A 23,625-nucleotide genomic window follows, 5' to 3' on the forward strand; every position below is an offset into this window, starting at 1 on the left:
CGCTTTTAGCACTAATTGACAATTCCCTTTAATGACTAATGATTTCCTTTAGATGATAAAGTAAATCATGCGCCTGCTTTGGCGTTAGGTTATCAGGGTTGATCGCGCTTAGCTCGTCTTGTAAGCTAAACAAATGACTTTGTTGTGGATTATGACCTGATTTTTGAGTTTGAGTAGTATTACTGCTACTTACACCTTCTACTTTACTCTCATGATTTTGCTGCTGTTTATCGTTTAACGACTTAGTTAATTCATTTTTATCATCAATGGTTTCCGCATTCTTATGTTTTAAATTGTCTATTAAATAACGTTTAGCATCATTAAGCACTTGAGTAGGAATTCCCGCCATTTTTGCTACATGCAATCCAAAGCTAGAGCTTGCCGCGCCATCTTTGATTTGGTGCAGTAGTAATAACTGACCATCGACTTCGCTAGCAGCGACATGGACGTTGCGAATATCGGCATGATTGCTTGCATTATTTTCTATATTTTTTTCTGTGTTATTTTGCGCCAATTTTGTCAACTCAAAGTAATGAGTGGCAAATAATGTCAGGCAGCCAATCTCTACCAGCCGGTTGACGCAAGCATGGGCGATTGCTAAACCATCAGTGGTCGCCGTTCCGCGTCCGACTTCATCCATCAGCACCAGCGATTTATTGGTTGCTTGATTGAGAATATTAGCGGTTTCAATCATTTCTACCATAAAGGTTGATTTGCCACCGGCTAAGTCATCAGCTGAGCCGATACGAGTAAAGATACGGTCGATATCACCGATATGAGCGCTGGCTGCTGGCACAAAACTACCGCAATGGGCGAGTAGAACAATTAGCGCGGTTTGGCGCATATAGGTCGATTTACCGCCCATATTAGGACCGGTAATCATTAACAGTCTTTCAGGATTGGTATGACTGCCTAATGCGCAATCATTAGCAACGAAATGACTGCTATGTTTCGCATTGCTGCCTTTATTAGAGACAGTAAAGGCTTTGTCAGCATTGACTGGATTTAGCGCTGCTTCAACAACCACATGACGACCTTGTTTAATATTGATACTAGTTTGGCTGTCATTCTTTGACCTACTGTTTTCTAAGCTACTATTCTCTTTTGAGTCATTACTCATGACTGGACGCTGCCAGTTATAAGTCATTGCAAGCTGCGCCCAATTACTAAGCACATCTATTTGCGCGATAGCCCCACTAAGCTGTTGCAGTTCGGCTAAATGGCTACTTAATATAGTCAATAGCTCGTTATACAGTTGCTTTTCACGAGTCAATGCTAAGCTTTGCGCACTTAGATATTCGGTTTCAACTTCTTTTAGCTCGTCAGTGATAAAGCGCTCACTGCTTTTCAGGGTTTGCCGCCGGATAAAATGCGCCGGTGCATTTTTTGCCTGCATTTTGGGTAATTCAAAATAAAAGCCGCTAACTTTATTAAAGCCGACTTTTAGACTGGGTAATTGACTCTCTTGACGCGCACGCTCTACCATCTTGTCTAACGTTACTTGGATATTGTCATGCAGATGGGTAAGGCGATCAAACTCTGCATCATAGCCTGCTGCAAGCATACCACCATCACGAATATGCGCCGGTGGCTCTACGATAATAGCGCGCTCGATTAGCTCAGCAACGGACTGTACGGCAGGTAGCTGTGCAGGCAATTGCTGCATCAGCATGGGCAACAGTCCTCCCTGCTCATGGCTAATACCTGCATTTATCAGTAGAGTATTAAGCTGCGTGCTACTAGCAATACCATCAGCCAATTTACGCAAGTCACGCGGCTTGGCACTCATCAGCCCGATACGGCTACTGATACGTTCAATATCACCAATGGTATTTAAGGTTTCACGTAAACTGCTGACTAATGAATTATTTTCTAAGTTTTCATTAACCTGCTTATTTTCATCAGCTTGATTGTCTGTCTGTAAAAGGCTGGCTATCGCATCTAAACGCAGATTAATACGCGCATGTTGACGTAGCGGGCGCTTCATTTGTTGCACGAGTAAGCGCCGCCCCATCGGAGTTTGGCAGTGATTGAGTACGGATATTAATGACGTTCCTTTACTGCTAACGGGGGTAAAGAGCTCAAGGTTTTGCTGACTATTAGCATCAATAATTAAATAATCGTCGCTATATTCGACGATAAGTTGATTCAGCTGTGGTATATGGCGCTGCTGGGTCTGCCGTGCATAGTGTATTAATGCCGCACAGCTAGACTGGCTAAGCGTAGCATCGTTAATACCAAGCCCATCGAGACGCTGAACGTCAAATTGTTGACAAAGGGTTGCGCTGGCATGCTGACGATGAAAGTCATTGGCGGCGACTTCGATGATAGGGCAGTCAAGATTTTGCCGTAGCCATAGCAGCCAATCTTCGCCGCTACTACCATTACTATCATTTAGCGCTTCGCTAATAATACATTCGCTTGGGGCAAAGCGTGCCAGCACCGTCAGCATTTGGGCTTGTAAAGCTTCAATATCATCATGGTTTGCGCTGAGTGTTTGCGTCGTTAGGGTTCCAGCGGCTAAATCCATTTGGCTAATAGCTGCTTGTAAAGGTTGTTTGCTGTTCGATTTAGGAATTTCGATATCAATGGCAACGACAGTCGGGGTGTGGTTGGGCGCGATTAGGGCATCATCGGTAATGGTTCCAGCGGTCAAGGTTTTAACTACTTCACGGCGCATGATGCTACCAGCCGCCGATTTACTTTTATCCTTCTTTTGCTTCTCGCCCATCGTCGGCGTATTGGACGAGCTGCTAGTAACTGAATCGTCAATTTGCTCACAAACAACCACGGTTTGCCCCGCGGCAATCAGGCGCGCCATATAGCTATCAGCTGCATGAAACGGCACGCCAGCCATCGCAATAGTATTACCGGCTTTATCGGTACCGCGGCGGGTTAGGGTGATATCGAGTATCTGCGCCGCTCGCTTAGCATCGTCAAAAAATAACTCATAAAAATCACCCATCCGGTACAGCAATAACGCTTGTGGATAGTTGGCTTTCATGGTCAGATATTGCACCATCATTGGCGTATGGTCGGCCAAATTGTAAATAGCGTCGCCGATTAGCAACTGATCGTTATTTAAATGCTCAGTTTTTACGTGCTCTGATTTTAAGGTTTTAGATGTATCAAATGTTAGAGCGTTAGGGTTTTTCGCGGAAGGTTTTACGGTCATGCAGAATCTCTTATGATGCTTAAATGGGTTTGCTTAGAAACAATGGCTGTTTTTTAGAATAAATCAGGGATGCAGGTTGGCAGTTATTTGCGTTTATTGATATCGCGAAACAGCTGTTAAATTAAGGATATAGGCGCTATTTTAACACGTTCAGCGACCTTTTTACGTCGGCAAATATCTACTCGCTGCCCTTGTATCCATCGGCGTCATAACCATATATAATGACGGCACACTTAATTGGGCGATACTTCATTAAGCGACTCATCATTAGTCAGTACCTTATTATTGCGTGCTTTGTTAATCCGTATTTTGACAATCAGTGCGTTATTAATCAGTAAGTTATTTAGAGGTATTTAGTCAGTGATGATTGTCAGCATTGTAATGACCAAGCGGCACTATATAAAGCCTTGGCGAATGCGCACTAATTATCGAATATTTCCATAGGTCAAAAATTATGTTATCAAAGATTATAGGCAGTGTCGTTGGCACCAAAAATGACCGCGAACTCAAGCGCATGCGCCGCGTGGTCAGCAAAATCAACGCATATGAGGCTGACATTCAAGCCCTGTCTGATGAGCAATTACAACAAAAAACCGCAGAATTTAAAGAAAGACACCAAAACGGTGAAAGCTTAGACGCCTTATTACCAGAAGCGTTTGCCGTCTGCCGCGAAGCCTCGTTACGCGTCAATGGCATGCGCCACTACGACGTGCAGCTCATCGGCGGTATCACCTTGCACGAAGGCAAAATCGCTGAGATGAAAACCGGTGAGGGTAAAACCTTAATGGGTACCTTGGCGATGTATCTCAATGCCATTAGTGGCAAAGGCGTGCATCTGGTGACGGTCAACGATTATTTGGCGGCGCGTGATGCGGAATTAAACCGCCCATTATTTGGCTTTTTGGGTATGACGGTTGGCGTTATTTATTCGCAGCAGCCACCACAAGAAAAAATCGACGCTTATCAAGCGGATATCACCTACGGTACCAATAACGAATATGGCTTTGATTATCTGCGCGATAACATGGTCTTTAGCCTCGCTGAGAAAAAACAGCGTCCGCTAAACTATTGTATTATTGATGAAATCGACTCTATCTTAATCGATGAAGCACGTACGCCGCTGATTATCTCAGGGCAAGCGGAAGATTCATCACGTATGTATGCGCTGATTAATACCATTATTCCACGGCTTAAACGCTCAAAAGATGAAGAAGCCAATAAGAATAACGAAGACGAAGATTTTTGGATTGATGAAAAAAATCGTCAAATTGAAATCAGCGAAAAAGGCTACGAGAAAATTGAGCGCTTCTTAATCGAAGTGGGCGAGCTTGGCGAAAACGAAAGTCTTTATAGCCCGAGCCGTTTGCCGCTACTTGCTCACGTCCAAGCGGCAATCCGCGCTCATCATGTGTTTGTCAAAAACGTCCATTATATCGTTGACGACGGCGAAGTGATTATCGTTGATGAAAACACCGGTCGTACCATGCCCGGTCGCCGTTGGTCAGAAGGTCTGCACCAAGCGGTAGAAGCCAAAGAAAACGTCGAGATTCAAGCAGAGAACCAAACCCTTGCGACGACGACTTTCCAGAACTACTTCCGTCTGTATGACAAACTATCCGGTATGACCGGTACCGCTGATACCGAAGCAGCAGAGTTTAAATCAACGTATGATTTAGACGTCATCGTGATTCCAACGCACGAGCCGATTGCCCGTATCGACATGGATGACCAAATTTTCTTAACCAAGTTAGGGAAATATAAGGGTATCATCCGCGAGATTAAAGAGATTCAAGCCAAAGGTGCGCCAGTCTTGGTTGGTACGGCGACGATTGAAGCCAGTGAAGAGTTGTCTTATCTGCTTGATCAAGAAGGCATCAAGCATAACGTCCTAAACGCCAAGCAGCATGAGCGTGAGGCAGAAATTATCGCTCAGGCAGGTAGTCCCAAAGCGGTGACCATCGCCACCAACATGGCAGGTCGTGGTACCGATATTATCTTGGGCGGTAACTGGCAGTCGTTTATAGAAGACATTGAGGCGGTCAGTCCGGAAGAGATGGCGCGCCTAAAAGCAGAATGGCAGGTCAAGCATGACCAAGTCGTTGCGGCTGGCGGCCTACATATCATTGGTTCTGAGCGTCATGAATCACGCCGTATCGATAACCAGCTCCGTGGTCGAGCCGGTCGTCAAGGTGACCCTGGGATGTCGCGCTTTTTCTTATCGCTTGAAGATGACTTGATGCGTATATTCGCCGGTGATCGCGTCGTCAATATGATGCGGGCGATGGGTCTAAAAGAAGACGAAGCCATCGAGCATAAAATGGTTTCAAAATCGATTGAAAATGCGCAAGGTAAAGTCGAAAGTCGTGACTTTGATGCCCGTAAAAACCTATTGAAATACGATGACGTCGCCAATGAGCAGCGTAAAGTAATCTATGGTCAGCGCGATGATTTGCTGGCAGAGATGGATTTATTGGAGGCCATCGAAGTTATGCATCATGAAGTTTATAACGCCATGATTGATCAGTTTATCCCGCCAGGCTCTATCGATGATCAGTGGAATATCGACGGCTTAGAAGACGAGCTTGAAGATGAGTTTAAAATTTCAATGCCGATTAACGATTGGCTTGATGAAGACCGCCGCCTAGATGAAGAAGGTTTACGTGCCAAAATTATCCAAACGGCACTGGATCGTTATCATGCCCGCCGTGAGCAAATGGGCGAAAAAGATGCCGCCCAGCTCGAGCGTCATTTTATGCTACAAAGTTTGGATAAGCATTGGAAAGAGCATTTAACCCAAATGGATCAACTACGTAAAGGTATCCATCTGCGCGGCTATGCGCAAAAAAATCCTGAGCAAGAATATAAGCGTGAATCGTTTGAGTTGTTCCAAATGATGCTTGGCGCGATTAAATCTGAAACCGTACAAGACTTATCGCGCGTCCATATCCCAACCAAAGAAGAATTAGAAGCGTTAGAAGCTCAGCAGCGTGAAAATGCCGCGCATATGCAAATGCAGTTTGAACACAGTGATATCGACAATATGGATGGCGGCGTAGAGCGACCAGCGGCGCAAAACCGTAGCGTTGCTGCTGGCGTAACAGCAGGGTCTATTGCGGGCAGTGGCAGCAAAAATGCCAGTGAGCCTGACCCATACGCTGGGTTGAATATAAGCCGTAACGCACCCTGTCCTTGTGGTTCAGGCCTAAAGTATAAGCAGTGTCACGGTAAAATCTAAATATTGATAATCAACCATTGTTAAGCTATGATAAAAAGTCCCTGTCTTATTTAGATAGGGACTTTTTTATATCTATAAGATTTATAGCCATAAGAATTTCGATAGGAAAAATTATTCTAGCAGTATCTTTTCCTTTTAATCTTTAGCGTTTTTAAGTTAGTTTGGCTCTGTTAATATTTTGACTGTGTTAACAAATGGTCTAACTATTAAGAATATAAAAGTAACAGCAATTTTGTGGTGATTAATTACAAATTCAGCATAGGCGTAAATTTACAGACAGGCTATAGTATTTAACATATTTTTTTGGAGAGTGTCATGAATATAGAATTATTAAAACAACTACGTACCTCTGTCGTTCTTACTGGTCTACTCGCTGGCGCGATGACAGTCAGTGCTTGTCAGCAAAAGCAAGAGCCAGAACCAAGTCTAGAAGACAGTATCAGTGAAGAGCAATCGGTGCCTATGTCCGCAGAGCCTGCCGAGCCAAGTGATGTGGTGGTAGATGCCCCAGTCAGCGATGTGGAAGAGGATACCGTAGCGTCTGTTAATTCTGGCGTCAAGCAAATGAGCTACTCATGTTCACCGGCACTAGCCGTCGAAGCCACTTACAAAGACGCTGACAAACAAGTGATTCTTGAGACTGCTCAAGGTACAGTAACTCTGACCAAAACCAATGATGCGACCAACCCTGAAGTTTTCAATCTAGATACAGCGTTTGACGGTGGTGAAGGCTTTATCCAGTGGCGCGTGGCGCATGAAGATCGTGAAACTGGCGTGATGCGTACCGCTGGCGCCGATTCAGAAAACGTCAGTACTTATGAATGTAAAACATCACCAGCGTCTGACACTAAAACGGCAGAAACAGCCGTCTAACAACAAATACCTCGCATAAAAAAAGCAACGTTAACGTTGCTTTTTTTTGGTTTGGTCTTACGACTGCTTACAAAAACGCTTTATGCTTTATCAGCCTATTTTTTATAAACGCTATTTTTTATCAGCGGCATTGCTTTGTTGCTCATGGGCTAGATAACCTTCTTCTTTAACGTCTAGTTCTTCGTGTTGGAGCGCTACTTGAATGCTATCGGTATGGGTATGCGTGGTTTTATTAATCTCTATTTCTTGAATCACATGAGTGTCTTTGGTAATCGTCGCTACCTGACGCGATAAGACAATCTCAATCGGCGCGTCACCAATCTCAACCTGCTTGCCATTGATGGTCACGACTGCTTTACTATCTAGCGACGGCTCAACATGACGCAATATGTCCTTATCATCATAATCACCTGATAGTAAATCCTGACTCTCTGCGTCTTGATAGTCGGTACGCACGGTAATATATTCTTCTACCAGCTCAATAGGCACCTCAATGATTTTGGTGCGTCTGTGCTTGGTTACCGTCACTTTGCCAACATCCAAGCGTTCTTTATTAATGACAGGACGCTCTTCTAATAATTCTAAATAGCCACCATTGCCTGTATCGGTTTGATGGTTTGCTAAATTAGTAGATAAATTATTTTCTAAGCCTTCTTGTGAACGACTCGACACAGTTTGCTGCTGATGAGTATCGGATAAATCAGTAGCGAACAAATCTGGCGCAGGCAATTTGTTCTCACCGCTATGATTAGCAATTTGCTCTAAGTGCGAAGTAGAGTCAGTTGCCAAAGATGCTTGCTGATTGGTTTGTTGCGGTTTAACTTTATTGTCGTCGTTAATCATGGTAGTGCTCCTTAAATGGTGAGGCAGCTTAAAAAGAGGTATAAAAAAAGACCAGAGGCAAGCTCTGGTCTTAGTTACTGAGCTTGTCACTCAGCTGCTCATTACTATCGCGCGATGCATAGCTAACTGTTATTTTTCTAATTATTATTTCTTATTATCAATTGCTAAGAAATCTTCCTTAAGAATTATGCAAGGTGCGCAAGTATGGCGTATTACATACCACGAGCGCGCCGGACATCTTCGGCTGTGATATCATCGCGGTCAAAAAGGTTACCTTCGCGGTCAACCACATTACCATCACCATCGATATCTAATTCTTCACGTTGGATGGTTTCAGCGATGGTTTCAGTATGACGCTCAGTTGTCTTACCGACATTTACTTCTTCAGAGACATAAGTTTCTTTATTAACGCGGGCACGTTCCGCTTCTAGCTCAACTTCCACAGTTTGGTTGCCATCAATATCACCGATACGGCGGTCTGTTGGGCGGTCTACATTGGTACGCTGGATATTAGCGTGCTCCTCTTCTAGCTCGACGTCGATATTACGCTCTTCAGTCACCACATGCTTACCGACTTTTACCAAGCCTGCTACGATACGATCTTTATTAACTGTCAAGCGCTCTTCTAATAGCTCTAGCGTATTTGGGGCATTGTAGGCATGGTCTGCAATTTCCATACGCTCAGCTTCTGGAATGCTATCAGCCACAAATGATTGACGATCTTTTTCATACTGTTCTTTATAGCTGTATTGATAGTCGTGATCGTATACTTCCATCGCTTCGACTTGCGCTTGCGTTAGGCTATCGAAAAATACGTCATCACCAACGATACGTGCTAAACCTGCTGGTACCAATACTTCTTTTGAGCTAAACCAACCGCCTGCATCAACGATTAAATAACGAATGCGACCGGTAGTATCTTCTACTAAAGCGCCTTCAATTTTACCGATTTTTTCTTCATTGACGCCATAGGCCGTTTTACCTGTTGGGTCATAATAGTCATCACCAATAAGGTCACGGTGAGTCGCTTGGATATCTCTTAAACGAATTAGTTGGCTCATTATTATCTTCCTTTTATATGAGTAAATGTTATTTAATTAAATTAGTAATTATTGTTTTAAAGTAAAATGCGTTAAAAATCGCATTACTGAGAAACTGGTAAGTTGTTGTCTTAAGCCAAGACGGCTCTAGTGGATAGCTAAGTTATCAATCTAATTAATAGCTTTAGTAAATAGCCTTTCCAGTAACTTGTTCATATCGTAACAGTGCAGTTTTCAATGAGATATATGAGCAAGGTAGCAAAGTGTGCACTTGAGGTAATTGCGTGTAATAGGCTGTAAAACTCACTATCACTATATAAATTTAAGTTAAGGCTTTCTTACAGCAATAAACAAATTTCTGTGATTTGTAAGTTTTAAGCGTAAAAAAACCGCATAGCCAAATGCCATGCGGCTTTTAAATAGTAAGAAAATCAGTTAACGCTTAGAACTATTAACTCAATATTAAAGTCTTAAAATTTTTTAAGGCGCTAAAATTTAAGAAGTTAAAAGGTTAAACGGTTTAAAATTAAGCCAGTTCAATCGCCACGGCAACCGCTTCACCACCACCGATACACAAGGTTGCGACGCCTTTTTTGCCGCCCGTACGTTTTAGCGAGTTGATAAGCGTCACTAAGATACGCGCACCTGAACAGCCTACAGGATGGCCAAGGGCACAAGCGCCGCCTTCGACGTTGACTTTAGCGTGCTCGATGTTGAGCTCATCCATCGCAGCCATCGTTACCATGGCAAATGCTTCGTTGATTTCCCATAGGTCGACATCAGCAACTGACCAGCCTGCTTTGTCCAATACTTTCTCAATCGCGCCAACTGGAGCAATGGTAAATTCGCTTGGATGACGTGAATGAGAAGCAGCGGCTACGATACGTGCTTGATAATCTAAGCCTTCCTCTTTTGCTTGTGACTCTTTCATCATTACGACAGCTGCCGCGCCGTCTGAGATTGAGCTGGCGTTTGCCGCGGTAATCGTACCGTCTTTAGCGAAAGCTGGGCGTAGGGTAGGGATACGCTCCGCATTGGCAAGGGCTGGCTGCTCATCAGTATCGACGCTTTGCTCGCCTTTACGAGTTTTGAAAGTAACTGGCGTAACTTCATCTTTAAAATGACCATCTTTAATGGCTGTCAACGCACGGTTAAGCGACTCAATGGCAAAATCATCCATTTGCTCACGCGTATAGCCTTTTTCATTGGCCATTTCTTGGGCAAATTGACCCATCAGCTTACCAGTTTCAGCGTCTTCTAGACCGTCTAAGAACATATGGTCTTTGACTTCTTTATGTCCCATGCGATAGCCGCCGCGCGACCCTGGCATAATATAAGGAGCATTGGTCATCGATTCCATGCCGCCTGCAACTGCCACGTTAAAGCTGCCCGCTTTAATACCGTCGTGCGCTTGCATGACCGCTTTTAGACCTGAACCACAAAGTTTATTAATGGTAACGGCACCAGTAGCATCATTTAGACCTGCTTTACGCATGGCTTGACGGGCAGGGCCTTGGCCAAGACCGGCGGTCAAGATACAGCCCATGATGACTTCATCAATATTATCAACGCTTACGCCTGAACGCTCAACAGCGGCTTTAATAGCAGCAGCGCCCAATTCTGTGGCGCTCATGTCTTTAAGTGCGCCTTGAAAGCCGCCCATTGGAGTACGTGCGCCGTTTAAAATTACAATTGCATCATTTGACATTATTCTTCTTCCCTTTTAGGTTTTGAAACGAAAGTGCTATTTTTAATCATTAAAATAAAACAGTTAAGCTAAAGCCATCCGCTTAGGTACTAATAGCGGTCTGGCTTAATGAGTCATACAGCTTAAGCGCTGGATAAATTACGCCAGCTCATCTAAGCGGATACGCACTACTTTATCAGTAATAGTATCGAGCTTTTCGATTTTTTCAATGGCAATATTCATCTGACTTTCAACCACAGGCAGCGTCAAGATAATTACCGGTACTTGACCAAGTTTATGGGCGGGTTTTTGTAAAATGGCATCGATATTGATACCCGCATCGCTTAAGATGCGCGTGATATCAGCCAATACCCCAGGATTGTCATGCGCATGTACACGCAGATAATAACCGGTAATCATTTGCTCAGCGCGTAAGATAGGCGTGTCTGATAATTGTTCTGGAATAAAGGCTAAATGTGGCACATGGTGACCATTCGTGCTTTCATTGTTGCTATCTTTACTACCAAGAACACGAACCAAATCCATCACATCGGCCATCACCGCAGAAGCGGTTGCACCGGCACCGGCGCCATCGCCGCAATAGAGCGTTTGTCCAAGCGGGTGAGAATTGACCAGTACCGCATTTTTGACGCCATTAACGTTGGCAAGTAGGGCATTTTGTGGAATAAGCGTCGGATGGACGCGCAGCTCAATACCCGCCGTACTATTGTCACCTGAGCCATCGCCTTCACGGCGTACAGCAAAGCCTAGATGCTTGATGCGATAGCCAAGCTCTTCAGCGTAGTTGACGTCCTGTAAAGTAATACCAGTAATACCTTCACAGTAAACTTTGTCAAACTGTAGCGGAATCCCAAAGGCAATAGAGGCAAGAAGGGCGAGCTTATGAGCAGCATCAATGCCTTCAACATCAAAAGTCGGATCGGCTTCGGCATAGCCAAGCTCTTGCGCCTCTTTCAATACATCGGCAAACGGGCGACCTTTATCACGCATTTCGGTCATGATAAAGTTGCCAGTACCATTAATGATACCCGCTAACCACTCAATCTTATTGGCAGCAAGGCCTTCGCGCATGACTTTAATAATTGGAATACCGCCTGCCACTGCTGCTTCATAAGCAACATGTACGTTGTGGGCTTCCGCAAAGGCAAAAATCTCATTGCCATGTTCAGCGAGCAGCGCTTTATTGGCGGTGACCACATGTTTGCCGTTTTTGATGGCATGCATAATCACGTCTTTAGCCAACGTCGTACCGCCAATCACTTCGATGACAATATCGACATTGTCACTGGCAGCGGCTGCCATCAAGTCACTGTTTTGAATAATGTTAGGGTCGATATCATCGCGCTGACGACGGGTACCGACTTCGGTAATCACAATATCGCGTCCGCTACGGCGTTTTAACTCATCTAAATTATCATTGATTAGGTTGATCACGCCCGTTCCGACGGTGCCGAGACCAAGTATCGCTAGTTTGATGGATTTGCTCACAGTATCCTCAAGAGATTATAGAGTTGGATAAGAATGCTTCTATACAGGCTCTTACATAAAAACGCTGATATAAAAGGGTTGATATAAAGAGTGCTGATATAAGGAAGAACGGTGTAAAAATATACGACTAATATCGCCAAGCGCTTTATCGTATCATACCGACAAGCGCTTGTGGCGTCTACCCAAACTCACTGTCGCCAAAGTCAATAATATCAGGGCAAACGACTAGCTGGCATCAATCGCTGTTTGTGCCAATTGTGCAGCCGGTAAATAACCACCGATTTGTTGTCCAGACTCGGTAAAGATAGCGGGGGTACCACGGACGCCCAGTGCCATACCAAGCTCGATTTGCGATTTTACCGGACTATTACAGCTAGGAGCTTGGACGTTAGCGCCCATTTTTGCCTGATTCATGGCGGCAATACGATCTTCGCTACACCAGATGGCTTCCATTTTTGGAATACTGCCTTCGCTGCGCGGCCATGCCAAATAACGCACTTCAATACCACGCGCATTGATGTCATCTATCTCTTCATGGAGCTTGGTGCAATAAGGACAATCGGCATCGGTAAAGGAATACACGACAGACTTGGTTTCGCCTTTAGCAGGATAAATAATCATGTCTTTTTTGTCGACTGCTTTTAGCGCCTCTTGCGCGGTTTTGGCAACCAAAGCACCACTGATATCAACTGGCGCTTCTTGCCCAACGGCGATGATTTGTCCTTGGATAATATGTTTGCCAGATTTATCGGTAAAAAACGATGGTAAGCCCGATGCCGTTACCCAGTAAATATCGTCCATATCCGTTGGTACGGCTGAAATGATTTCTTCTTCAATCCCTGAGGCTTTTAGATTTGTTTGTAAGGCTTTGACCACTGCTGCATCATTATCGGCGACTTGTGCGGTGCTGACTTTGGCATTAGCGCTATTGACGATACCTGTATTGCTGGTCGCATCTGCCGCATTATTCGAGCAGCCTGCTGCCACCACGACCAGCAATGCGCCCATCACCATCCGTGATAAAGGCTTGCGTGAAAACATAGCGCGAGCAGGGGTGGCTTTAGAGAAAGAAGGTAAAAACATAGATATTTCCTTTAGGCGGTGATGCCTAAGCAAGATATAGATATAAAAACAGGGACATAGATGGTGTATGAACGCTTATCCCGTATACGCTAGATTTTGTTGTCAGAGCGATATATTTCAAGGACAAGGGGGCAATTTATTGATAATAAAAGATAAGTAGCAATACTGGTTATATTAACATATTTTTAGAAATAACCACCAAAGGCTATTTGTTGACATTGTCAACTTTATTAACGGTAAATATTATCGGCAAATGTATTATTTACAAATAGCCATTAAAAAGCCGATATAAAATACATTTGCACTATTTCATCTAGGTTTATGTGTAGGCAGGCTACTGTCATCAACATTAAATTATTCATTAAAATAATTTTTCTATTATTATTTTTCTTTCTAACTTTCTAAGGAGACCCTATGGCTGGTGCCAGTTTATTAACCCTACTTGATGATATCAGTGTGATACTCGATGACGTTTCGGTCATGACTAAGGTCGCCGCCAAAAAAACCGCGGGGGTATTGGGTGATGATTTGGCGTTGAATGCCGAGCAGGTCACCGGCGTCACAGCAAATCGTGAGCTGCCAGTCGTTTGGGCGGTTGCTAAAGGCTCGTTCATTAATAAGCTTATTTTGGTACCAGCAGCCATCCTTATCAGCGCCATTTATCCGCCTTTAATCACCTTTTTGCTGATGTGTGGCGGCTTGTTTTTGGTTTATGAAGGCGCTGAAAAAGTCATTCATCGCTTTTGGCCGCATGCCCTGCCAGATGATGAAGAGCAAAATGCCCGTCGGCAAGCCAACGCAGATCAAAACGTTGATTTGGTCGCCTTTGAAAAAGAAAAAATCAAAGGGGCGGTGCGTACTGATTTTATCTTATCGGCAGAAATTATTGTTATTGCGCTTGGTGCGACGGCTACAGCTACTTTGCTACAGCGTAGTTTGGTGCTGTCTATTTTAGCCATCGGTATTACTGTTGGTATTTATGGTTTGGTCGCGGGCATCGTCAAAATTGATGACTTAGGTCTACATATGATGGAGAAAGATGGCGATTTTACTCAAAAAGTCGGTAAGATTTTATTTGCGGCAGCACCCAAACTGATGAAGTTTTTATCTATCGCTGGTACTTTGGCGATGTTTTTAGTCGGTGGCGGTATTTTGGTACACGGTATTAACTTTTTGCATCATGAAGTTGAAGACATTGCCCATTTGACTGGGGTGTTTGAAAGCTTTACCACTGCCTTATTAAATGGCGTTATCGGTTTTATTATTGGCGCTGCTATCGTTGCGCTATTTACGGTTATCAATAAGATACGTCATAAAGACGAGCCTTCTACCCATTAAGTTTGTTTTTCGAAGATTAGGATTATCAAAACGTGGCATTGATATATAGTGAGTGAAAAGTAATATTGATATCAGCAATACCGTCGCGTTTTTTAGGATATTTCTACTTTAAAAGATCGTTATAAAGCTATATTCATAGAAAAGCCCCAAAGTTGCTAACAACTTTGGGGCTTTGATATTTTATAAAAGAGCATTTATAACGGCTATTAGCTTTCGCTATCGGAGTCATCAGCACCTGAGCCATCAGTTTCTGATTTTTCCGCTTGCGTCGGCTTTTTATGCTCCGCTTTCGGCTTACGCGTCCGCGCTTTTGGCACTTTTGGCGTCGTTAAATTAAACATGCCTTTTTGTGGCAGTAATTGCTCGGCCACGTTTTCGATCATGTTTTTATAACTGGCGATGGTCGTTTTTGACTTCGCCGCCTGAATTTCCTCTTTTGTCGCTTGCTCAGATAGCTGTTCAGTTGACTCAGACGCTTGCTCGTTTTCGCTTTGCTCGACATCAGACTCAGCATCAGCAGCTTTAGCTTCAGTATCTGCTACTTCAACGTTGTCCGCTGCTACAGCATTAACCTCAGGTTGCTCAGCGTTCTCTGCTTCTAGTGCTTGCTCTACTTTTAGCAGCTCTTCACTATCAGCGCTGACATCTTCTGTCTGACTTTGATTGGCCAGCGCAGTCGCATCTATATTCTGAGCGTCAATGTTAACGTCAACGTCAGCATTGCTGTTGGCTGCTAAAGCATTATTTTTAGGCGCTTCGGCGACTGTGGTTGCAGCTGGCTCCTGATAGTCAGGATGCTGACCACGTGGGTCGTTGCTCGCCCGCTTGCTAATAGGGCGCGGCTCAACGGCTGTTTTACCCTGTGCTGCGGCAAACTGACTGGCGGCTTGCGTCATCGCCTCAAAGCTTGCGAGATAATCCGCTGCTAAAGGCTCATAACCATAGTTACTGAAGTCAAAATCTTGCTTGGCAGTTTTGCCAGTCTCGACTTTAGACTCGTTGTTACTATCTACCTTCTCGTTAACAGCGTTAGCTTGCTCTAGGTGCAAAGCGATAGCCGCATTAAAGCAATTGATCACACCTTCAGCGGCTAAACGCGCTTGCGCCTCTGGTAGGGTTGCGCGGATAAACTCGCCAACTGTGCCGCGGATAGCTGGAACGTTCACAGCGCGTTGCTCATTTACCACAGGCGATTGATTATCCGATGCTGTAGTTGTCGAGGCTTGAGCCTGCTGACGACGAACCACGCGAGGATCATTGCTGGCTTGACCGAACTTTTCAGCCGTTACATAACGCTTGGCAAATAAAGCTTGATGGTCAAGCTCAAACGCTGCTTGATTGCTACTATCAGTATTATCTGTATTAGCATCAACATCAGCAGCAGTTTTCTGCGCTTCGGTAGGTGCTACATCATCAGCTTTGTCGCTAGTTTTGACAGCACTACGACTTTTAGAGGTCGATTGCTCATCCGCTGCTGGTTGTGTAGCCTCGACATTACGCTCGTCTACAGAGTTAGCGTCAGACTTTTGTACTTTGTCTTCAGTGGTGCTTGTCTTAGCGTCGTCCATTTTTGCTGCCGCTACCACCGCATCGGCACTTGCAGGATTGTCACTTTTAGCAGCGTCGGCAGTCACAGTTTGCGTACTGGTTTTTGGACTACTATCAACCGAGTCACGGCTGTTTTTAGCAGCTTGACTGTCAGTCATTTGCTCAACGGCTTCCTGCTTATCCGCATTTTCCGGAGTGCTGTCTTCCTTACTTGCTTTCTGCTTATCAGCTTCATTGCTAGCTTTCTCAGCGCTTTGCTTTTCAGGCGCTTGGCGCGTTGCTGTTACCGATTTGCTGTCATCTAAAGACAAATGCACAACTTCGGGTGACTTGAGCTCCGTAGCCGCTTCATTGACCTGTAACACCACTTCATTAGGGTCTTGGTTGCGGCGGGTACTGGTCTGATTTTTGTCATTGCTATGACTGGTCTCTTTATTGCTGTGCTCGTTATTCGCACTTAACGTCTCACCGCGCTCAATTTTTCCGCGTGAGGAGCGCTGGCTATTTGATTTACGCTTGGCACGCGTTTGCTCATCTGTGGTATTAGCGTCTTTCCTAGCAGCGTCATTGTGCTCGCTATTGCTATTGTCATGTCCATTACGACCACTGTCTTGACGGTTGTTGCGATTACGGTCGTTGGTGCGTCGATTATCATGCTGACGTTTATCTTGACTATCAGCCTGCTTGTCGTCAGTGCCGGTTGAGCGGCTGTCGTCTACGTTGTTGCTAGCAGCATTACCATTGGACTCATCTGACTGCTCTTTTCTTTGACGCGTTTTAGAAGGTCTTGATTTACGCGGTTTACGTCTTCTTCTGTCTTCAGCGTCGTTGTTATCATCGGTATTGCTATTAGCAGCTTGCTGACGATTAGTATTCAGCTGTTGCTCAGTGTTCTGCTGATTGCTTGCCGTTTGCGGTGCTACTGTGGCTTGAGCGTTAGCATCTAAAGCGCTGCTATCTATTTGTCCAAACGAACCAAGACTTTGAGCGCCCGTATTTACCAGTGCTTCAATGGCTTCGGCAGCATCACGACTACTGACCTTAGGCGTCGTCGATGCTTGCGGCGCTTGGGCAAATAAATTCGATAACCAAGCGACTGCTTGCGGTTGGGCAGCAGTCGCGTTGTTGTTTTTCGAAGCGACTGGCGGCGCGGTAGTCGCAACAGTTGGCGCGTTTTTTGACTGCGTTTGTGATTGAGTTTGTGGTTGCGGCGCACGTGCTGGTGCAGCAGCATTAGCATTAGCATTAGCATTAGCATTAGCATTAGCATTAGCATTAGCATTAGCATTAGCATTGCTACGATGGTCATTGCTATGACTGGTCGTGTTTTTCTGCTGACTGTTGGCACGAGGAGTCGTTTGACTGTTTTTATTGCTGCTATTATCAGCTGCTTGACGTGGCTGACGCGTCGGCTGCTGCTCAGGGCGCACTGAATCAGCGGTCTGCCAATCGACGTTATAACCTAGGTCGCTGTGCTCTTGTTGCTGGGTATCGGTAATACGCTCATAGCTCGATGGGGCAAAACCATCACGATTAAAGTGCAGCTTAAAGTTTGGCGATTCTAAATGCGCGTGTGGCAAAATCGTGATACGCGTACCGCTGTCTTGCTCCAAATAAACCAAGCTATCGCGTTTCTCATTTAGCAAGAAAGCCGCGATATCGGTTGGCACTTCGGCCTGTACTTCGCCTTGACGTTCTTTTAAGGCGATTTGTTCAATTTGACGCATAATTGACAGTGATAACGAGCGCAAATCACGAATCATGCCATTACCGTGACAGCGCGGGCAGATATAGCCAGTTGATTCCTCGAGTGATGGACGCAGACGCTGACGGCTCATTTCCATCAAACCAAATTTAGAAATATCACCAAACTGTACACGCGCGCGGTCATATTTGGTCGCATCAACCAGACGTTTTTCCACTTCTTTTTGGTGCTTATTGTCATTCATATCAATGAAGTCAATGACAATCAAACCGCCCATATCACGCAGGCGCAATTGACGCGCAATCTCATCGGCTGCTTCTAAATTGGTATGATAGGCAGTTTCAGCAACATCTGAGCCTTTGGTCGATTTTGCTGAGTTGATATCAATAGAAACTAGTGCTTCCGTTTGGTCAATAACGATTGAGCCCCCTGATGGCAAGCGAACTTCACGTTGATAAGCCGTTTCAATCTGCTTTTCGATATTAAAGCGCGAAAACATCGGCTCATAATCGGTATATTTGCGCAATTTTTCTGCTTGTTTTGGCATCACGGCATCGATAAAACCGGCCGCTTCAATGTAGGCGTTTTCGTTATCAATCCAAATCTCGCTAATATCATCGCGTAGATAATCACGTACAGCACGGGTGACAACGCCCGCTTCTTGGTGTACCAAACGCGGAGACGGATATTTTTGATTTTGCTCTTGGATGGCTTGCCAGATATTAAGCAAGTGATTTAAATCGTGTTGCAAGTCTTCTTGGGTCTTGCCAATACCAGCAGTACGAATGATGACACTCATGCCTTTTGGCAAATCAAGATTGCTGAGCATGCGCTTCATATCTTCGCGTAATTTGCCCGAGATTTGACGCGAAATACCGCCGCCACGAGGGTTGTTTGGCATCAACACCAAATAACGCCCTGCCAAAGAGACATAAGTCGAAAGCGCTGCGCCTTTATTGCCGCGCTCTTCTTTTTCGACTTGGACGATAAGCTCATCGCCTTCTTTGATCAATTTTTTGATGTTTTCATCGCGTGGATTGCCGCTTAGATATTCAGCAGAGATTTCACGAATCGGCAAAAAGCCTTGACGCTGTGAGCCATATTCGACAAATACCGCTTCAAGCGATGGCTCGACACGGGTAACGTGACCTTTATAAATGTTGGATTTTTTTTGCTCGCGGGTACGGTTTTCTAAATCGAAATCGTAAAGATGATTACCTTTACAAAGGGCAACGCGAATTTCTTCGTTTTGAGTAGCGTTGATTAAAATGCGTTTCATGTTTGAATCCTATGAGTACGCATAACAACGACGGGGCAGGCTTTCGGGCAGGGGAGCAAGTGCGGTTAAGGGTAAATTAACCTGAGTAGATGTTAATGAGCGGGAGAACGTAAAGCAGAAATATCGGCAAGCACATGAGCTTTTCGTCACTGCTGTTAACCTAAAATGTATTAGCCATTTATCCTGCTAATGTCGGTAACGTTCGTATAGATAAGGTAGGGTGTAAAGCTACTATCTATATCATATTATGAGTAGGCTTGGTCTAACGATTAAGGCACGTGCGGGTTTGTGGTCTTTTTGACAGTCATTTATCCAAGTTTAATCCGCACACCTTGTAAGGGCGGCGATGGATAAGGACTGAGATTTAAGAGGTCACAATTACCAAAAAAGCATCGTGTTGTCACAATTAATCAATCAAGGTCTAGCAATCATAGCGCTGTTAATAAAGAACTGTTTTATCGGTAAGTGCTAGTGCATAAAACAGTACCGTGCAGCGGTTATCCTTTTAGGTAAAGCAATTGGTCATTCTTTATTTATCGTTCTTTTGGCTATCACGTCAAAAATATCTGGGGTAACTCAAAGCTAGGTGGCGCTGCTCTAATCATCAGCGGGGCGTACTTGGCAAACAGAATAAATGACCGGCTTATCGGCGCGGTGTCTCTTGTCTATCCTACTTCGCGTGCTCTGTTTGACCACCAATACTTAGGCAGCTATCGATAATCAATCAATGATGCTCGATTCTGGCTCTAAGCGACCCATACTTGCTCAACTGTGCGCTAAAGGACTGGCTGATAATTAGTTATGCGTGATAAATAATTATCAAAATAAGTCGTGGTTAGGCGGTAGTGAGTAAATGTTATGTTGTTATCGCGCGATAAAATGGTTATTAGCCAATTCATCAAAGCGATGTCGTTTAATATCAGCGTGTTTTGTCTTGATAAAAAACTATATTACTAAAAAACGTTGTACTAAAAATTTTGGGTACTGATACATCCTATATATAGATAATTATCAGCGTTGTTCTTACAATTTATGGGGCATTATAGGGTATATCAAGGGATATAACACCCTTAAAATCAGATGAAACGCACAAGTTTGGCAACCTTTATAACTGCCATTGCCTGACTAACCAGTAGTAGCAACGGCGCAATATTGTCTGTAACAACAAGGAATTATTGTCGCAGCCTCTGCTTAATTGGCGCTCAACATGCTAAACTATAGCAAATCTTTGTGTAAATACCTAACTAAAAAATGACAAACTCAAAAATGCCAACCGAACAGCCTATCCACGAAGCGCCCGCTATCTTTAATAGTAAAACGCGCCCGCAAAGTGCCGACGACGAAATCAGTAACTTTGAAAAGGTCAATTACCTTGAAGTCACGCGCCATCAGCACGACCAGCGCTTAGACAACTTTTTGCTCAATCGCCTAAAGGGTTTGCCAAAATCCCACATCTACAAGATGATTCGCTCAGACGAAGTGCGCGTTAATAATAAACGCTGTAAAGCGCATGACAGATTGCAACGTGAAGACGTGGTACGTATAGCGCCTGTACAGCTGGCGACCCGTGATAAACCGATTATCAGCGCTGAATTTGCCAATAGCTTATTGGCGCGAGTGGTCTACGAAGATGAGGGTCTAATCGTACTTAATAAGCCTGCTGGTATTGCTGTGCATGGCGGTAGTGGTTTAGATTTTGGCGTTATTGAAGCCATGCGCGAAGTGACAGGTAAAAAATATCTCGAGCTGATTCATCGTATCGATAAAGATACTTCAGGTCTGCTGATGATTTCTAAAAAGCGCTCGGCGTTAAAAGTGCTCCAGCAGCATCTTGTCGATAGAACCATTCAAAAGCATTATCTTTGCCTAGCGAAAGGTCAACCTGCGCTCAATGAGCAGCGTATCGACGCGCCATTACTGCGCTATACGCTGGCTAGCGGTGAGCGCCGCGTAAAAGTAGATGCGCAAGACCCACAAGCCAAAGAAAGCCAGACCGATATCATTGTGCATGGCCGCTTTACGCTGAACGATCAGCCAGTGAGCCTGCTTGAAGCAAAACCTTTGACCGGTCGCACCCATCAAATTCGCGTACATTTGGCGCATATCGGTCATGCTATTTTAGGTGATGATAAATACAATGTGCATGACAAATCGGGCGTACATCGTTTGTGTTTACATGCGTGGCGTTTAGATATTCCTGGCTATGAAACCATTACCGCGCCATTACCAGATGAGATGAAAGATTGGTTACCAGCAGATATGCAGCTGCCTGAATAAGTTTTAAAAATTTCTTTTTAAAGGCTGTTTAAAGACTGATAGTCAATGCAGTTTTGAAATGACTATTTAACACAATCGTCACAGTTGCTTATTTGCGTATACATTCGCCAAATAAGTACCTGTGACGTTTTCATATTTGCCATTTGTTATTTTTAAAGGGTTAGCCCATGACAGCATCTATCGCTAGTAAACCAGCGCCAACCAATATTTCTGAATTAGCAGCCGAGCATCATTTAGCGGGTAAAACGCTGATCATTTTTGATTGGGATGGCACCTTGATGGATTCGATTGGCCTAATCGTTGAGTCGATGCATATAGCGGGCGAGGCGCATGGCTTTAGGACTACAGACCAGGCCGTCAAAGACATTATCGGGTTAAGTTTAATGCACGGCATTGAGATTTTATATCCGCAAGCAAGCAATACGCAAAAGCTCGCCATTCAGCAAAGCTATGCAGAATACTATATTCCGAATAGCCATCGTACGCCATTTTTTGCGCCTATTGAAAATATGCTCCTGACGTTAAAGCAGCAAGATAAGCAGCTTGCGGTCGCTACTGGTAAGAAAAGAAAGGGGCTAGATCGAGTATTAGAGGCTTCTGCTAGCCATCACTATTTTACCATCACGCGCTGTGCTGATGAATCCGGCTCCAAACCTGATCCGCAAATGCTGAGCGATATCTTAGACTACACCAAGCAGTCAATCTCGCAGGCAGTATTTATCGGTGACAGTATCTACGATATACAAATGGCCAATCGTTTGGGCATGACCAGTATTGCGGTCAATTATGGCACAGCGTCAAGCAGCGAGCTTGCTGCCGAGCAGCCAACTTATCAAGTGGACACGCCGCAAGAATTAGTGGCATTGTTATGTGCATAAATTAAGTGCTTAACCAAAACCTCATTTAATCTTAACAAATAGATTTTTCAAAAAATACCCATAAAAGAAGGGTTTATCGTTATAAATGATAAACCCTTCTTAATTTCTGCTTAGCGTTTGCAAAAGCGGCGGTCTTTAAATCAGGTTAGCCTTTAAATAAGCCTCTAAATCATCAAATACGATAATTTATTCAGTACGTTTTTGCTTATCAGCGCTTTGGTCGCTAGTTTCTATTCTATTTTCTTGGTTTTCAATAACAGACGCTTCAGCATTTTTATCCTCCTTGGCCTGATATTGATACCAATTACCCATGACGCCTGCCAGCTCATCAAGACCTTCTTTTCTTAATGCGGAAAACAACTGTATCGTGCAGTCTAAACCCAACTGCTTAAGTCTTTTACGGGTATTAAGCAGGGCAGTTTTAGATGCGCCATATTTAAGCTTATCGGCTTTGGTGAGCAAAATATGCACGGGTAACTCGCCATCTTTTGCCCAATGTAGCATTTGCTCATCAAAGAACTTAAGCGGATGACGGATATCGGTCATCAGTACCAAACCTGCTAGACTTGAGCGCGATACCAGATATTCTTCAAGCTCAACCTGCCATTCTTTTTTCATCTCAAGTGGCACCGCCGCGTAACCATAACCCGGCAAATCAACCAAACGCGTATCGGTATCGCCGATACTAAAAAAGTTAATCATTTGCGTACGCCCAGGCGTTTTAGACGAACGTGCCAGTTGGCGCTGATTGGTTAGGGCGTTGATAGCGGACGACTTTCCCGCGTTCGAGCGACCAGCAAAAGCGACTTCAAGCCCAACATCGGGCGGACAAAGACGAAAAGTCGGCGCGGACGTCATAAATTCAGTTTGCTGAATGCGCTGACGGGCTTTGGTATTAAAATCCGCATGTTCGGCGGCGACATCTTTAAACGGGGTACTCATAAATGACTCATTAATCTTAAAAAATTAGATACAGTAGTGAAAAGTTTGTGAATAAAATAGGGCAGTAAGCAAAGCCAAAAATAGGTGAGCGGCAAAAGTAGGCCGTTAATAACATGAGCATTTTAGGATAACGCCTATTCTATACTATTATAGCGCTTAGTTATTGAAATAAAGGCAATTACCCTCATATTAATGACAACATAACCGTAAATA

General features: G+C 44.3%; 13 protein-coding genes. 5 read left to right on the top strand and 8 right to left on the bottom strand.

Annotation, left to right across the window (positions count from 1 at the left end):
- Nucleotides 1-28: 28 nt before the first annotated feature.
- Nucleotides 29-3,025, bottom strand: coding sequence for a DNA mismatch repair protein MutS (gene mutS, locus JMX70_RS05665; protein WP_406947868.1), 2,997 nt, complete (start codon nt 3,023-3,025; stop codon nt 29-31).
- 604 nt (nt 3,026-3,629) lie between these two features.
- Between mutS and secA the strand changes: the two genes are divergently transcribed.
- The gene (gene secA, locus JMX70_RS05670; RefSeq protein ID WP_201590320.1) at nt 3,630-6,410 is read left to right on the top strand and encodes a preprotein translocase subunit SecA; all 2,781 of its coding nucleotides are present in this window, start codon (nt 3,630-3,632) and stop codon (nt 6,408-6,410) included.
- Between the two features lie 315 nt (nt 6,411-6,725).
- Nucleotides 6,726-7,283, top strand: coding sequence for a hypothetical protein (locus JMX70_RS05675; RefSeq protein ID WP_201590322.1), 558 nt, complete (start codon nt 6,726-6,728; stop codon nt 7,281-7,283).
- 111 nt (nt 7,284-7,394) lie between these two features.
- Here the strand turns inward: JMX70_RS05675 and JMX70_RS05680 are convergent, their stop codons facing one another.
- The 5 genes from JMX70_RS05680 to JMX70_RS05700 all read right to left on the bottom strand — a co-directional run bounded on the left by JMX70_RS05680 (nt 7,395) and on the right by JMX70_RS05700 (nt 13,445).
- A complete protein-coding gene (locus JMX70_RS05680) occupies nt 7,395-8,126 on the bottom strand; it encodes a YsnF/AvaK domain-containing protein (RefSeq protein ID WP_201590325.1) in 732 nt (243 codons plus the stop codon).
- A 212-nt stretch (nt 8,127-8,338) separates the two neighbouring features.
- Nucleotides 8,339-9,187 (bottom strand): DUF2382 domain-containing protein, encoded by an 849-nt coding sequence (locus tag JMX70_RS05685; protein ID WP_201590327.1) that lies wholly within the window; start codon nt 9,185-9,187, stop codon nt 8,339-8,341.
- 505 nt (nt 9,188-9,692) lie between these two features.
- On the bottom strand, nt 9,693-10,874 hold the full coding sequence (locus JMX70_RS05690; protein ID WP_201590330.1) for a thiolase family protein: 1,182 nt from the start codon (nt 10,872-10,874) through the stop codon (nt 9,693-9,695).
- Nucleotides 10,875-11,012: 138 nt separating this feature from the next.
- Complete coding sequence (locus JMX70_RS05695; protein WP_201590333.1) at nt 11,013-12,362, bottom strand: homoserine dehydrogenase; 1,350 nt, start codon at nt 12,360-12,362, stop codon at nt 11,013-11,015.
- Between the two features lie 225 nt (nt 12,363-12,587).
- Complete coding sequence (locus JMX70_RS05700) at nt 12,588-13,445, bottom strand: DsbC family protein (RefSeq protein ID WP_201590336.1); 858 nt, start codon at nt 13,443-13,445, stop codon at nt 12,588-12,590.
- Nucleotides 13,446-13,859: 414 nt separating this feature from the next.
- Between JMX70_RS05700 and JMX70_RS05705 the strand changes: the two genes are divergently transcribed.
- Nucleotides 13,860-14,783, top strand: coding sequence for a DUF808 domain-containing protein (locus JMX70_RS05705; RefSeq protein ID WP_201590339.1), 924 nt, complete (start codon nt 13,860-13,862; stop codon nt 14,781-14,783).
- A gap of 206 nt (nt 14,784-14,989) precedes the next feature.
- Here the strand turns inward: JMX70_RS05705 and JMX70_RS05710 are convergent, their stop codons facing one another.
- Complete coding sequence (locus JMX70_RS05710; protein ID WP_201590342.1) at nt 14,990-19,315, bottom strand: Rne/Rng family ribonuclease; 4,326 nt, start codon at nt 19,313-19,315, stop codon at nt 14,990-14,992.
- Nucleotides 19,316-20,566: 1,251 nt separating this feature from the next.
- On the opposite strand from JMX70_RS05710, the gene JMX70_RS05715 reads away from it, so the two are divergent.
- Nucleotides 20,567-21,592: an RluA family pseudouridine synthase gene (locus JMX70_RS05715; protein ID WP_223808566.1), complete on the top strand. Its 1,026-nt coding sequence runs from the start codon at nt 20,567-20,569 to the stop codon at nt 21,590-21,592.
- 167 nt (nt 21,593-21,759) lie between these two features.
- Nucleotides 21,760-22,470 carry an HAD-IA family hydrolase gene (locus JMX70_RS05720; RefSeq protein ID WP_201590344.1) on the top strand — a complete coding sequence of 237 codons (711 nt, stop codon included), beginning with the start codon at nt 21,760-21,762 and terminating at the stop codon, nt 22,468-22,470.
- Nucleotides 22,471-22,656: 186 nt separating this feature from the next.
- Here the strand turns inward: JMX70_RS05720 and yihA are convergent, their stop codons facing one another.
- Nucleotides 22,657-23,412 (bottom strand): ribosome biogenesis GTP-binding protein YihA/YsxC, encoded by a 756-nt coding sequence (gene yihA / locus JMX70_RS05725; RefSeq protein WP_227671176.1) that lies wholly within the window; start codon nt 23,410-23,412, stop codon nt 22,657-22,659.
- Between the last annotated feature and the right edge of the window lie 213 nt (nt 23,413-23,625).

The organism is Psychrobacter pulmonis (genome assembly GCF_904846465.1).
Classification (GTDB): domain Bacteria; phylum Pseudomonadota; class Gammaproteobacteria; order Pseudomonadales; family Moraxellaceae; genus Psychrobacter; species Psychrobacter faecalis.